Consider the following 14,138-nt stretch of genomic DNA (forward strand, 5'->3'; position numbering starts at 1 on the left):
CACTAAGGATAGAATTGTTGTAAAAAGTATTGCACAAATTGTTGATTGACTTCATCTAATTGTACCGTAGGATAGAAATGACTTATCTGGGTCATTTCCATTTTTTCAAATCCGCAAGGATTAATGCCTGAAAATGGTTTTAAATCCATATTAACATTAAGTGCAATTCCATGATAAGTGCAACCATTTTTTACTCTTAACCCTATCGATGCAATTTTTTGTTCTTTAACATAGACTCCTGGGGCTCCACATCGAATCGATCCTTCAATTTTGTATTGCTCAAGAACACAGATTAAAATTTGTTCTAATTTGCTTACTAAGGATCTAATCCCTAAATTTTTGCTTTTTAGATCCATTAAAACATAGGCCACAAGTTGACCTGGTCCATGATAAGTTACTTGTCCTCCACGATCAGATTGTATCACAGGTATATTGGCAGGATTTAATATATGTTCTGGCTTTCCTGCCTGACCTTGAGTGTATACAGAAAAATGCTCGAGCAGCCAAAGTTCATCTTCTGTGTTTGTTTGGCGTTTCTGAGTAAAATCCTTCATTTGCAGCCAAACATTATTGTAATTTTGAATACCTAGCTGTCGTATTTTCATTATAAAACCATCTTTACGTCTGGATGTTGAGTCAGTGCTCGATAAAAAGCATCTAGATTTTCTTGATTTTCAACGAATACTGAAACAGTGATTGCCAGATAATTGGAATTTTTGCTCAATTTTTGTGTCAATGCATCTTGAGCTGTTTCAGGAAAATGGGTCAGAGTAATCTGCCTAATTTCTTCAAGAAAAAAGGTTGAATTATTCCCTATTATTTTTATAGGAAAATAACAGGGAAAATCAATGAATGTTTCTTTAGTCATCCTGTATAAACCTTAGGAACCAAACCAACCTTTAAAGAGCAAACGTATAGAGTCTTTGGTGCGTGTGAAAAAGCCCCCCGAATCTACATCTTGCAGTGCATAAAGAGTTTGTGTAGATACAACATTATTATCAAATTGTACAACTAAATCACCTATTTTATCTCCTTTTTTAATTGGTGCTTCAAGATATGAAGGTATTTTGGTTGTAATATTAAGACGTTGATATTGTCCAGTAGGAATTGTTATGTACTGATCTTCGTTTAAGCCCACTGCTACCTTATCTATTTGTCCTTTGTAAAGAGGTAGCTCCGCAATTGATTGTCCAGACTTGTAAAGTTGATGAGTTTCAAAAAATCTGAATCCATAGTTGAGTAGTTTTTCACTATCATCTGCGCGAGATGAGTCAGTAGGCTCGCCCAATACCACTGCTAATAAGCGCATATTGTCGCGTTTTGCAGAAGATACCAAACAGAAACCGGCGTCGTTGGTATGACCAGTTTTTATACCATCTACTTGATTATCACGCCACAACAGTCTATTTCTATTGGGTTGGCGAATACCATTGTAAGTAAACCATTTTTGTTTGTACCACTCATAATATTGAGGGAAGTCAATAATTAATGCTCTACCAAGAATTGCTAAATCTTTAGCTGTAGTATAAAGATTAGGATCGGGTAATCCAGTGCTGTCAGTAAAGTGGCTGTTTTTCATCCCTAGATTCTGAGCTTGTTGGTTCATTAGGTCTGTAAAGGAGTTCTCAGTTCCACCGAGATGTTCGGCCATAGCTACACATGCATCATTTCCTGAGTCAACAATAATCCCTTTAAGCAAATCTTCTACAGGTACTTGTTGTCCTTCTTTAATAAACATACGTGAACCGCCAATTTTCCAGGCTTCGCGGCTTACCCTGACATTATCTGTAAGATGAATTTGTTCATGATGAAGAGCATTAGAGATAACATACAAAGTCATCATCTTAGTTAAACTGGCTGGAGGTAATCGTTCTTCACTGTTCTTTTCAGCGATAATTTTTCCACTATTAACATCAATTAATATATAAGCCTTAGCATTAAGGATAGGTGCGGCTGGAGTGACTAATGGTTTATTCGAAACAGTAGGAGAAGGTCTGTCTAAATTTGGTGTAGGTTTTGTTGGTAACGTTCCTTCATCAGCCATAGAATGGGTTGACTGTACAAATAAAGTGATAATAAACAAGGTAGTTAAAAGAATAGACGTTGTTCTTGTCATGTTATTGCCTAATGTAATTACAAAAATGTGCATATGGTACCACACCCTTTTGCATGCAACAAAAGGGCATGTGAAAAATAATGAAATTTTTTTCTATTGAAAATAATTCTTCGAAATTAAGCCATATTTAGGTATATTAATCAAAAATAATAATAATTCGAAATGGTAAATATGCGAAAGATACTTATTGCTATGACAATTCTATTAACAGGATGTCAAACTACAAATCAGTCTCTTAATACAGCATCCTCCGACGGAAAAAAAACTAAACAACAAACATCCCAGAGCGTAAATAATTCGATTTATGATCGATATAAAAATAAATCAAATCGATATACACAATATCAAGATGGCGCTCCAACAAAACAGAAAACGATTAACTTTAAAGAACCAGTCCCTACTAAAGAACCATTAAGCCGATATGGCAATCCCAGTGAATATTCAGTTGATGGACGCTCCTACCAGGTGATGAGAAACTCATCCGGTTACAAAACAAGGGGAGTCGCTTCTTGGTATGGAACAAAATTCCATAAACAAAGAACGTCAAGTGGTGAGCCATATAACATGTATGTTATGACTGCTGCACATAAGACCTTACCTTTGCCTACTTATATAAAAGTAAAAAATTTAGATAACGGGAAAGAGGCTATAGTTAAAGTGAATGACCGTGGTCCTTTTCATTCCAATCGGATTATTGATTTATCTTATGCAGCGGCATTAAAACTTGGTGTATTTCCTAAAGGGACCGCAAATGTTGAAATAGAAACATTAGCAGGACCTGGACAAGCCCGTTATTACATACAAGCAGGTGCTTTTACAACAGAGGCATCTGCAAAACGCTTAAAGGAAAAATTGACTCGTATAACATCATCCCCTGTTTCTATAGAACGTTATCGTCGAAGCTATATTGTTAGGGTAGGGCCATTTACATCAAAAAATACGGCAGACAGTTTAAAGCATAAATTGTCACTTAATGGAGTAAGAGGATCATTTTCCGTTTTGATTTAAATTTAGCTGAATAATGGAATATAGAGATAGCTAATTTGTGGATAAATAGATAAAATCAATGCGTCTATATTACAAGATACTAATATTGTAATAATGAATAGTGTGGTCTGAATGAATCAGAGTAAGTGAGGGCAATAATGTCTTGTTACATTGGTTCATGGTAATATTCTCTAAATTTTTTAGGCTAATTAACATTAATAAGGTACTTGATCAATGCATGATGGTTCTGTGTTTTATACCATTTTTTTAATTTTCGCAGGCGCTGCATTTTTATCTACGCTGGTTCTTTATACCAAACAATCATTATTAGTTGCCTATATCCTACTTGGAGCAATGCTTGGACCGTGGGGATTGAAGCTCGTTTCTGACATAAGTATTGTGAAGCAAATTGGCGATGTTGGTATTGTATTTCTTCTTTTTTTGCTCGGATTACACCTACAACCGCAAAATCTAATTCATATGTTGAGAAAAGTAACATGGATTGCCTTAATTAGTTCTATACTTTTTGCTTTAACTGCATATTGGATTGGGCGATTTTTTGGATTAACCGTAACTGAGTCATGGATTTTAGGTGCCTCGATGATGTTCTCGAGCACGATTATCGGATTGAAATTATTACCTACTACTATCTTACATCACCAACACACAGGTGAAGTCATGATCAGCGTATTATTAATGCAAGATGTTATTGCAATAATTGTATTAATTTTGATTAATGGCGTCCAACAAAGGAATGAACTCTCTTTTAACGATATTATTCTAGTTGGTATTGCTTTGCCGGCACTTTGTATCTTTGCTTTTGCAGTTGAAAAATATGTGTTAATACGCTTACTTGCTCGATTTGATAGAACCCAAGAATATGTATTTCTATTATCTATTGGATGGTGCCTTGGTTTATCTGTTCTTGCACAAAAAATAGGGCTATCAGAAGATATAGGTGCTTTTATTGCTGGTGTAGCATTAGCTGCTAGTCCTATTTCTCTTTTTATTGCAGAAAGTTTAAAGCCATTAAGGGACTTTTTTTTAGTTATGTTCTTTTTTTCAATCGGGGCAACTTTTAATTTTGATTTGGCGAAACAAATAGTTATGCCTGCCTTGATTCTGTCTGCCCTAATTTTACTAATTAAACCTTTTTTATTTTATTTTCTTCTTAACAAATCGGGTGAAAAAAAACAGGTTGCAAAAGAAGTTGGTGTCCGATTGGGACAAGCGAGTGAGTTTTCATTGCTTGTCGCTAGCATTGCATTCAGTACACAACTCATTTCCGATAAAGCATCGAATTTGATCCAGGCAACAACTATCTTAACCTTTATTGTTTCGTCGTATTTTGTTGTATTGAAATACCCAACCCCCATAGCCTTATCTGATAAAATGCGTAAGGATTAAATAATGAAATTATTAGTTATACTTTTATGTCTATCTTGTGAGCGATTCCTGATTCACGCAGCTTCTTATCAACGATTTAATTGGTTTACTAATTACTATCAAAAGATAAAAAGCAGCGCAGATAAAAATAGTTTTTTTGTAAATCCCTGGGCACTCCTTGCTTTCATAGTAATACCCATATTACTGTTGGCATTAGTTATCTATTTGTTACTGCATCATGTTTTTTTTGGTTTAATGGGGTTGATCTTAAGTACTTTAATTTTCTTCTACTGTCTTGGACCGCAAAATATATTTTATCCAATCACCCATTCAGAGATTAAAAGTGACCAGGAATTAGTGGCCGATTATTTTATCTGTACAAACAGACAGTTATTTTCTCTTGTATTTTGGTTTATTGTTGCAGGACCAATAGGAGCGCTAGCATATCGCTTGATTACATTATGTCGAGAATTTAATACTGTTCATGAACAAGCAAATGAAATTACTGATCTGCTTGAATGGATACCCGCTCGGCTTACAGTAATTCTCTTTTTACTTGTTGGAAATTTTCAACGAGGTATTTCCTTGTTTTCTCGTTTTCTTTTTGCAAAACCAGAAAGCAATTCTGAGATGTTAAGAGATTGCGGGATGCAGGCGGTTAGAAGTAATGACGTGGAAGAAATATCCATGCCCGCAGCCGAAAGTTTAGTAGAGCATGCAATTGTTGTTATGTTGGTTTTAATTGCTTTATTTACATTATTTTCTTGGATGTAGCTTATTACGGATATTTATATGAGCTTTTTTTGGCGATTATTTTGCTGTGTACTGTTGCTTAGCCTATTTGGTTGTCAAGGAATACGGCAAAATGTACTTAAAGAACGAGCAGTAGCACAGTGTAACATGACTTGTGTGCAGCATTTTGAGTTTTGTAGAAAAAATTGTCTTAACAATTGCCCAACTTGTTCTGCAGCATCTCAAACTTCAGCTGCTAGTGATTTTGAGAAATATGTGCATGAAAAAAAAGTAGAAGGTAAAAAAGTGATGCGTGAGTTGAATTCTTATCGCGATCCACTACAATGCCGCAAAGTAACTTGTGACTGCATATCAGACTTAACTGTTTGTAAGCAAAGTTGTGCTGGAGTAATTCCAAAAAAATTACAAACTGTACCTAATTGTATTTAATAGATTTCGGGGAACACTTTCATGGCAAATGAAAATAATTTAGATTTGGATCCTGTTGAAACACGTGAATGGCTGGATGCCCTGCAAGCTGTATTGATCAATGACGGTCCGGACAGAGGAGCGTTTCTTTTAAAACAGCTGCTTAATAAAGCAAATACAGAAGGCGTAAATTTATCAAGTTCAATAAATACACCTTACAGAAACACCATTAAGCCCCATGAAGAAAAACAAATTCCTCCTGATGAGGGGCTTGCTAAAAGAATTAGTGCTTTAATTCGTTGGAATGCTGTAGCTATGGTATTACGTGCAGGTAAATATGCAGCAGAACTCGGTGGGCATATTGCTTCGTATGCATCTGCATCTACTCTGTATGAAACAGGATTTAATCACTTTTTTAAAGGTTCTAATAATGAAAACTGTGGTGATTTAATTTATATACAGGGACATTCTGCTCCAGGGATATATGCACGAGCGTTTTTAGAAGGACGACTTACAGAGAAACAATTGAGTAAATTCAGGCAAGAAGTTGAAGTTGATGGCTTATCGTCATATCCTCATCCTTGGCTCATGGGAGAGTTCTGGCAATTCCCAACTGTGTCAATGGGTTTGGGGCCTTTGCAGGCTATTTACCAAGCTAGATTCTTAAAGTACTTGGAAAATAGAGGGCTTATAAAAGCAGAAAATAGAAAAGTATGGGCTTTTCTTGGTGATGGAGAGATGGATGAACCCGAATCTGTTGGTGCTTTAAGTATTGCTGCTCGAGAAAAATTAGATAATCTTATTTTTGTTATAAATTGTAATTTGCAACGTTTAGACGGCCCTGTTCGAGGTAATGGCAAAGTTATTCAAGAACTAGAAGGATTGTTCCGTGGTGCAGGTTGGAATGTGATCAAAGTTATATGGGGAGGGCGATGGGATCCACTATTTGCTCGTGATAAGGATGGTTGGATGCAAAAGCGTATGGAGGAGTGTGTAGATGGAGATTATCAAGCTTACAAGGCAAATAATGGTGCCTATGTAAGACAACATTTTTTTAATCATTATCCAGAGCTAAAGAAAATGGTTGAAAATTATACGGACGAAGAAATTTGGCGCTTGAACAGAGGTGGTCACGATCCGCAAAAGGTTTATGCTGCATATGCTAAAGCTGTTGATCATAAAGGAACTCCAACAGTTATCCTGGCAAAAACTATAAAAGGTTACGGTATGGGGGCTGCTGGTGAGGGACAAAATATTACCCATCAACAAAAAAAGATGACTGTAGATCAACTAAAAATATTTCGAGATCGATTTAGTATTCCTGTCAGTGATGACAACATTGCTGACATCCCTTTTTATAAGCCTGCAGATGATAGTCCAGAAATAAAATATATTAAAAAACAAAGGGAACTTTTAGGTGGCTATTTGCCAGCACGATCTACTCAGGTAGAAAGCCTTAAAATACCCGCCTTAGAAGATTTTTCTTCCATTACTAAGGGGCTGGGAGATAGAGAAATTTCTACAACTATGGCTTTTGTTCGCATCCTTTCAGTTTTGTTAAAAAACAAAGAGATTAATTCACGTATAGTCCCCATTGTTCCAGATGAGTGCCGAACTTTTGGTATGGAAGGATTATTCAGACAAATAGGAATTTACTCACCTGTTGGTCAACTTTACACTCCTGTAGATCATGAGCAAGTCATGTTTTACCGGGAAGCAAAGGATGGTCAAATCCTGGAGGAAGGAATTAATGAGGCAGGTGCGTTTTGTTCCTGGATCGCAGCAGCAACATCGTATAGTTCAAATAAATTAGCGATGATCCCATTTTATATTTACTATTCCATGTTTGGGTTTCAACGCATTGGTGATTTAGCATGGGCTGCCGGAGATATACAAGCGCGAGGATTCTTGCTTGGCGGTACTGCGGGCCGTACGACACTTGCTGGTGAAGGTTTACAACATCAAGATGGGCATAGTCATTTGTATGCTTCTACCATTCCTAATTGTGTTTCTTATGACCCTACTTATGCATATGAGCTTGCAGTGATCATCCAGAATGGATTGCATCGCATGTATGAAAAGCAAGAAAATATTTTCTATTACATAACTGTAATGAATGAAAATTATACACATCCAGATATGCCTGAAGGAGTCGAAGAGGGCATTATAAAAGGAATGTATTTACTGAAAGCAAGTAAGAAGAAATCAAAACATCACGTACAACTCATGGGCAGTGGAACTATATTGCGTGAAGTTCTTCAAGCAGCAAAAATGCTGAAGGAAGATTATTCAGTAACTTCTGACGTTTGGAGTGTGACGAGCTTTAATGAATTAAGAAGAGATGGCTTAGCTGTAGAGCGTTATAACGCGATGCATCCCCAAGAAAAAGAGCAAAAATGTTATGTTGCGGAGCAATTAAAGGGTAGACCTGGTCCAGTAATTGCCGCGACTGACTATATGAGAATTTATGCAGATCAAATTCGTCCTTTTGTTCCAAATCATTATGTAACTTTGGGAACTGATGGCTATGGAAGAAGTGACACGCGTCAGCAATTGCGCCATTTTTTTGAAGTTGATGCTAAATTTATCGTTTTAGCAGCTTTGAATGCTTTAGTTGCTGAAGGAGACCTTGATAAATCTAAAGTTGTAGACGCAATGAAACGCTATAACATTAATCCTGATAAATTAAATCCGGTTAATCATTAGAATTGAATTAAATATTTGGAAGCGGGCAAAAGCCCTAATCCATGGGTTCTGATGCATTAACAATCTGTCCTGGGTGATCGCTGTGTTCTTACCCAGGCTAAATTTGAGGAAAGAAATGTCAAAAGAAATAGAAGTTAAAATTCCTGATATTGGCGGCGCTACACAGGTTGATGTGATTGAAATTATGGTTCAGGTCGGAGATCAAATAGAAGTAGATACTCCTCTAATTACATTGGAATCCGATAAAGCGAGCATGGAAATCCCATCCCCGGTTGCTGGAAAAGTTACTAAGTTGAGTGTTAATGTAGGCGATAAAATATCGGAAGGTGATGTGATTTTATTGGCTACTGTTGAAAATGAAACCGATCGTCAAATTCAATCTACAACCACTGAAAAAAAAGGGTCAGATGCTAAAGAAGAAAAGCAATCTGAGACGAAAAAAGAGCAAGAAAATCAATCAAATGTCAAACAAGCAAGCTCCGAAAAAAGGGTTACGGTTCCTGACATCGGTGGCGCCACTCAGGTTGATGTGATTGAGGTGATGATCGAGGTTGGAGATCATATAGAAAAAGATATGCCTCTCATCACATTAGAATCCGATAAGGCGAGCATGGAGATCCCCTCTCCAGTCGCAGGAAAAATTACTAAACTAAGTGTTAAAGTAGGTGATAAGGTTTCAGAAGGTGATGAAATTTTAATAGCTACAGTTGAAAATGAAACTGAAGCAGTTAACACAGTTGAAACTAAAACTCAAAAAGAAACGAGTCCTACTTCTCAGCAATCTGTAGTTGTTCCTGAAACTCCTAAGTACACTCAAACTGTTTCAGCGAGTTCAGAGTCGGCAAAAATGGTGGCAGCAGGTCCTGCTGTAAGACGATTAGCTCGAGAATTTGGTGTCAATTTAGCTGAAATACAGGGTAGCGGCCGTAAATCACGTATTACTAAAGAAGATGTCCAATCTTATGTAAAAGCAAGACTAAGCGCACAACCGAGTAATAGAACTTTGGGTATCCCACTGAGCCCTGTTATTGATTTCTCTCAGTTTGGTGAAATTGAAATAAAGCCACTCAATAAAATTAAAAAACTTACAGGAACTAATGTTCATCGTTCTTGGATAACCATACCTCATGTAACGCAGTTTGATGCAGCAGACATCACTGAGGTTGAAGCATTTAGAAAATCTGAGGCGGAAAGGGCGAAAGAGAAAGGTTATAGGCTGACCCTGTTAGCATTTGTATGTGCTGTAGTAAGTAAAGCATTAAAAGAGTTTCCTCAGTTTAATGCATCTTTAGATTCTTCAGGCGTCAATCTTATTTATAAAAAATATTGTAACATAGGAATTGCAGTAGAAACGCCAAATGGTTTAGTAGTGCCTGTAATTAAAAATGTGGATCAATTAAGTGTTGCCGACATTGCTATTGAAATGACTCGTTTGAGCACAAAAGCTCGCGATAAAGGTTTAATGCCAACGGATATGTCAGGTGGATGTTTTACTATTTCTAGTTTGGGTGGAATTGGTGGTACAGCTTTTACCCCTATAGTAAACAGTCCGGAAGTTGCTATTCTTGGTTTATCTCGCTCAGAAATAAAACCTGTTTATGAGAACGGCGCATTCCAACCACGGTTAATGTTACCTTTATCACTTTCTTATGATCACCGAGTTATTGATGGCGCAGAAGCAGCGCGTTTTACTCGCTTTATTAGTGATTGCTTAAGTGATATAAGACGAATTTTATTGTAGTTTTAGGGGAAAATCTGTAATTAATAAGTAGAGATACCCTTAATTATAAAGTGTGAATGATTTTAATAATATCTAATTTAAGAGGCTTGTAATGGCTAATCAAATAAAAACAGATGTGATCGTATTAGGAAGTGGTCCTGGAGGATATACGGCAGCATTTAGAGCAGCAGATTTAGGAAAAAAAGTAGTATTGGTAGAACGTTATGATTCGCTTGGCGGTGTCTGTTTAAATGTTGGTTGTATTCCATCAAAGGCATTACTCCATATAGCTAAGGTTGTTGATGAGGCTCATGAAATGTCTGAGCAAGGTGTTACTTTTGGCAAGCCTAAACTCGATAATAAAAAAATTGTTACTTGGAAGAACTCAGTAGTTTCTAAATTGACAGGTGGCTTAAAAGCGTTATCAAAACAACGTAAAGTGGAAGTCCTCACTGGAGTTGGAAAATTTTCGGGTACTCATCAAGTGACGGTAACCACCAAGGATGGGGCTGTTGAAGTGACGTTCGAAAATGCAATTATTGCAGTTGGTTCGGAATCCATCAACTTACCATTTATTCCTGAAGACAAACGAATCTTTAGTTCTACTGGTGCATTAGAACTTGCAGATATTAAAGGGAGTTTATTAGTCTTAGGTGGAGGTATCATTGGTTTAGAAATGGCTACAGTTTATTCATCTTTAGGAGTTGATGTAACTGTAGTTGAATTTATGGATCAACTTATTCCCGGAGCTGATTCTGATTTAGTCAATGTTTTACAAAAGCGGATGCAGAAAAAGGGCGTTAAACTCCTATTAAAAACGAAAGTAACTGCGGTAGAAGCTAAAAAGGATGGTATTTATGTTTCTATGGAAGGTGATCATGCAACAGATAAGCCACTTTGTTTCCAACAAGTTCTTGTATCAGTAGGCAGAAAACCCAATGGCGGAATGATTGATGCTGAAAAGGCTGGAGTCAAAGTTGACGAACGAGGATTTATCAAAGTAGATAATCAACAAAGAACGAATGTTTCGCATATTTTTGCTATTGGCGATGTAGTAGGTCAACCGATGTTAGCACATAAGGCGATTCCAGAAGGAAAAATCGCTGCAGAAGTTATTGCTGGTAAAAAACATTACTTTGATCCTAAATGTATTGCAAGTGTTGCTTACACTGATCCAGAACTTGCATGGACTGGGCTTACTGAAAAAGAGGCTAAAGAAAAAAATATTCGTTATGAAAAAGCCAGTTTTCCCTGGGCTGCCAGTGGGCGAGCACTGAGTATGGGTCGTGAAGAGGGAATGACAAAGTTATTGTTTTGCCCTGATACGAAACGAATATTAGGTGCAGGAATTGTTGGGGTCAATGCAGGAGATTTGATCGCTGAAACCTCTTTAGCCATTGAAATGTGTTGTGACGTGGAAGATATAGCTCTAACTATCCACCCTCATCCAACGCTTTCTGAAACTGTTGCTCAAGCAGCGGAAGCATTTGAGGGAACCATTACCGATCTATATTTGCCGAAAAAGAAAAAAAATATTGATGGCGCGTCTTAGACACTTGCTTATTTTGCATAGCTTGGGTTAAGAATGACTCACCCAGGCGAGCAATTTATTTTCTCAGGAGTAGCAAAGGATGACATTTAATATTCGTAGCATGACCGAATCAGATATAGACGCTGTTTATGCAATTGAAAAAGATGTCCATATTGCTCCCTGGAGTCGAGATATCTTAAGAGATTGTGTGCGAGTAGGGTACGATTGTCGTGTATTTGAATCAAATGTTGATGATAAGCCAGTTATCGCTGGTTATATCATTTGTAGGAACACTAATAATTGTTCTCATATTTTAAATTTTTGTATTGCAAAATCCTTTCAATCTCAAGGATACGGACGCAAGTTTTTACAAAATATACTTAATTCATTGCGCCAATTATCCCATATTGAATTTATTGTTCTTGAGGTAAGACCTAGTAATAAAATTGCTTTGGGTCTTTATCACAGTGTGGGATTTGAACAATCCGAAATAAAACGAGCATATTATACAGATAATAACAATGTTGAAGATGCGATTCTGTTGAAGAAAATGTTGCATTTTTAGACGCTTTTTGAATAAAAAAAGTTATAAAAATTAATGTCAAGACTGTTTTTTTCTATTTTCTTTATATATAATAACCAGCCCGCTAAATTAGTTCAATTTAATTTTTCCTGTGGATAACTTTTAAATCATTATCATTTATTTGTATTCAAAATTTTTGTAAACAACCTGATTTTCCTTATTTATATTGAATTTATTGTATTTTCGTCATATTAGCATTATTTAGTGTTATCCACAAAAACTGTGGATAACACTGTGAATAGACCATTGAATTGTTTGATAAATAAGCCCATTTTTTAAATGATTTATATTTAACCAATTACAAGCATGTAAATTATCCTAATTACCTATATTTAGGTGAGATTAACAATTAAAAATATGAATGTTAATGTTTTGGTGAATGATTAAAAAAAATTGCAATGATGTGGTGCATTGAGGATTTTGTTATAGCAAGCTATCATGACAAATAGCATATGCCTATGATAACCTCTAACATTTTGAAAATGCGATCTATCTGGTAACAGTCATGATTAAGCAAAGAACAGTGTTTACTGCGCATGCTAAATACATCGTTCTGATTTTATAAGAAGATACTTTTCAGTAAGCTAAAAGATATATTAATGAGACTATTTTGATGAGAAGAGCAAAGTCCAAAACAAATCCAGTTGTGCAAACTGCCCGAATTGATAATTTAAGCCATGATGGAAAGGGGGTTGCACGTATTAATGGTAAAGCGACTTTTATCCAAGGGGTATTGCCTGGTGAGTTAGTTGAGTTCCAGTACACGAGGGTAAAAAAAGATTTTGACGAGGGTTTCTTATTAAAAATTCTTGAACCATCATCTCTTCGTGTTACTCCTAAGTGCCCTCATTATGTAATGTGTGGTGGTTGTTCGCTGCAGCATCTAAGCCAAGAAGAACAAATCCATTTCAAACAAGACCAATTGTTGGATTTATTATCACGATATGGTCATACTAAGCCGCAGACTGTTTTGTCACCTTTAGTTGCTAATTATTGGAACTATAGAAATAAAGCACGACTTAGTGTGCGCTACGTGGAAAAAAAACAGGCCACGATGATTGGGTTTAGAGAACGTAATAACCCAAGGTATATTACTGAAATTACCCAGTGTCCAGTTTTAAACGCAAAACTCGATTCAGATATCATGCCTTTAAGGCATTTGATAGACTCAATGGACAATAAATACTGCATTGCGCAAATTGAAGTTGCAGCTGGAGATGATGAGATTGCTCTAATTTTTCGAAATTTAACCCCATTAACAGCAGAAGATGAGCTTAAACTTAAAAAGTTTGCTGAAGAATATCATTATAAAATTTATCTTCAGCCTGGTGGTCCAGAGAGCATTTATTGTTTTTATCCTGCTGATTCTAATGAGTATTTAGCTTATCACTTACCGGATTTTCAAATTTCATTCGCTTTTCATCCTACTGATTTTACACAAATTAATTCGATGTTAAATCAGTCAATGGTAGCTCTTGCATTACAACTGATGGACTTAAAAAGTACCGATATAGTGCTAGACTTATTCTGTGGGTTGGGTAATTTTTCACTTCCAATGGCTAAATTTTGTTCTAAAGTGCTCGGAGTAGAAGGCAGTAAAACGATGGTTGAAAGAGCATCTATGAATGCAAAAAAAAATCATCTTTCAAATGTTGAGTTTTATGCTGCTAATTTAGATGATGTCAATGAAGTGAAGAAGCTAGTGCAGCAGCCATGTAACAAAGTATTGATAGATCCTCCTCGATCTGGGGCACTTGAGATTGTGAAACAAATAGATTTGCTTAATCCAGAGCGTATCGTTTATGTGTCATGCAATCCTATTACATTGGCAAGAGATACAGATATTTTAGTAAATCAAAAAAATTATATATTGATAAAAGCAGGAGTAATGGATATGTTTCCTCATACAGCTCATGTTGAATCAATTGCGATGTTTGAGAAAGGGTAA

The 14,138-nt window shown here is 36.3% G+C and carries 12 protein-coding genes; 9 read left to right on the forward strand and 3 right to left on the reverse strand.

Annotated elements, in window-relative coordinates:
- Positions 1-2: 2 nt before the first annotated feature.
- From lipB to EKG34_RS08465, 3 genes are read right to left on the reverse strand one after another with little or no spacing between them, the layout of a single operon-like run.
- A complete protein-coding gene (lipB, locus tag EKG34_RS08455; protein WP_003637004.1) occupies positions 3-605 on the reverse strand; it encodes a lipoyl(octanoyl) transferase LipB in 603 nt (200 codons plus the stop codon).
- Positions 605-868: an HP0495 family protein gene (locus EKG34_RS08460; RefSeq protein ID WP_003637005.1), complete on the reverse strand. Its 264-nt coding sequence runs from the start codon at positions 866-868 to the stop codon at positions 605-607. Before EKG34_RS08460 ends, lipB begins: the two co-directional genes overlap by 1 nt.
- Before the next feature lie 12 nt (positions 869-880).
- On the reverse strand, positions 881-2,116 hold the full coding sequence (locus EKG34_RS08465; protein ID WP_035905188.1) for a D-alanyl-D-alanine carboxypeptidase family protein: 1,236 nt from the start codon (positions 2,114-2,116) through the stop codon (positions 881-883).
- A 171-nt stretch (positions 2,117-2,287) separates the two neighbouring features.
- Here EKG34_RS08465 and EKG34_RS08470 point away from each other — a divergent pair, with 171 nt between their 5' ends.
- The 9 genes from EKG34_RS08470 to rlmD all read left to right on the forward strand — a co-directional run bounded on the left by EKG34_RS08470 (position 2,288) and on the right by rlmD (position 14,138).
- Complete coding sequence (locus EKG34_RS08470) at positions 2,288-3,124, forward strand: septal ring lytic transglycosylase RlpA family protein (RefSeq protein ID WP_003637007.1); 837 nt, start codon at positions 2,288-2,290, stop codon at positions 3,122-3,124.
- A 213-nt stretch (positions 3,125-3,337) separates the two neighbouring features.
- Positions 3,338-4,510, forward strand: coding sequence for a cation:proton antiporter (locus tag EKG34_RS08475; RefSeq protein ID WP_003637008.1), 1,173 nt, complete (start codon positions 3,338-3,340; stop codon positions 4,508-4,510).
- A 3-nt stretch (positions 4,511-4,513) separates the two neighbouring features.
- Entirely contained in the window at positions 4,514-5,263 is a 750-nt protein-coding gene (ampE, locus tag EKG34_RS08480) for a regulatory signaling modulator protein AmpE (protein ID WP_003637010.1), read from the forward strand.
- An 18-nt stretch (positions 5,264-5,281) separates the two neighbouring features.
- Positions 5,282-5,671, forward strand: a complete 390-nt coding sequence (locus tag EKG34_RS08485; RefSeq protein ID WP_003637011.1) for a hypothetical protein — start codon at positions 5,282-5,284, stop codon at positions 5,669-5,671.
- A gap of 21 nt (positions 5,672-5,692) precedes the next feature.
- On the forward strand, positions 5,693-8,356 hold the full coding sequence (gene aceE, locus EKG34_RS08490; RefSeq protein WP_003637012.1) for a pyruvate dehydrogenase (acetyl-transferring), homodimeric type: 2,664 nt from the start codon (positions 5,693-5,695) through the stop codon (positions 8,354-8,356).
- 115 nt (positions 8,357-8,471) lie between these two features.
- On the forward strand, positions 8,472-10,097 hold the full coding sequence (aceF, locus tag EKG34_RS08495) for a dihydrolipoyllysine-residue acetyltransferase (protein ID WP_003637013.1): 1,626 nt from the start codon (positions 8,472-8,474) through the stop codon (positions 10,095-10,097).
- 91 nt (positions 10,098-10,188) lie between these two features.
- Complete coding sequence (lpdA, locus tag EKG34_RS08500) at positions 10,189-11,628, forward strand: dihydrolipoyl dehydrogenase (protein WP_003637014.1); 1,440 nt, start codon at positions 10,189-10,191, stop codon at positions 11,626-11,628.
- Between the two features lie 79 nt (positions 11,629-11,707).
- Positions 11,708-12,172 (forward strand): ribosomal protein S18-alanine N-acetyltransferase, encoded by a 465-nt coding sequence (gene rimI / locus EKG34_RS08505; protein ID WP_003637015.1) that lies wholly within the window; start codon positions 11,708-11,710, stop codon positions 12,170-12,172.
- Between the two features lie 631 nt (positions 12,173-12,803).
- Positions 12,804-14,138, forward strand: a complete 1,335-nt coding sequence (gene rlmD / locus EKG34_RS08510; RefSeq protein WP_003637016.1) for a 23S rRNA (uracil(1939)-C(5))-methyltransferase RlmD — start codon at positions 12,804-12,806, stop codon at positions 14,136-14,138.

Source organism: Legionella longbeachae, assembly GCF_004283175.1.
Taxonomy (GTDB): Bacteria; Pseudomonadota; Gammaproteobacteria; order Legionellales; family Legionellaceae; genus Legionella; species Legionella longbeachae.

Coding starts and splice junctions, on each gene's coding strand:
- rlmD (WP_003637016.1), top strand. CDS start 12,804: ATGAGAAGAGCAAAGTCCAAAACAAATCCAGTTGTGCAAACTGCCCGA.
- ampE (WP_003637010.1), top strand. CDS start 4,514: ATGAAATTATTAGTTATACTTTTATGTCTATCTTGTGAGCGATTCCTG.
- aceF (WP_003637013.1), top strand. CDS start 8,472: ATGTCAAAAGAAATAGAAGTTAAAATTCCTGATATTGGCGGCGCTACA.
- EKG34_RS08460 (WP_003637005.1), bottom strand. CDS start 868: ATGACTAAAGAAACATTCATTGATTTTCCCTGTTATTTTCCTATAAAA.
- EKG34_RS08475 (WP_003637008.1), top strand. CDS start 3,338: ATGCATGATGGTTCTGTGTTTTATACCATTTTTTTAATTTTCGCAGGC.
- lipB (WP_003637004.1), bottom strand. CDS start 605: ATGAAAATACGACAGCTAGGTATTCAAAATTACAATAATGTTTGGCTG.
- EKG34_RS08465 (WP_035905188.1), bottom strand. CDS start 2,116: ATGACAAGAACAACGTCTATTCTTTTAACTACCTTGTTTATTATCACT.
- EKG34_RS08485 (WP_003637011.1), top strand. CDS start 5,282: ATGAGCTTTTTTTGGCGATTATTTTGCTGTGTACTGTTGCTTAGCCTA.
- lpdA (WP_003637014.1), top strand. CDS start 10,189: ATGGCTAATCAAATAAAAACAGATGTGATCGTATTAGGAAGTGGTCCT.
- rimI (WP_003637015.1), top strand. CDS start 11,708: ATGACATTTAATATTCGTAGCATGACCGAATCAGATATAGACGCTGTT.
- EKG34_RS08470 (WP_003637007.1), top strand. CDS start 2,288: ATGCGAAAGATACTTATTGCTATGACAATTCTATTAACAGGATGTCAA.
- aceE (WP_003637012.1), top strand. CDS start 5,693: ATGGCAAATGAAAATAATTTAGATTTGGATCCTGTTGAAACACGTGAA.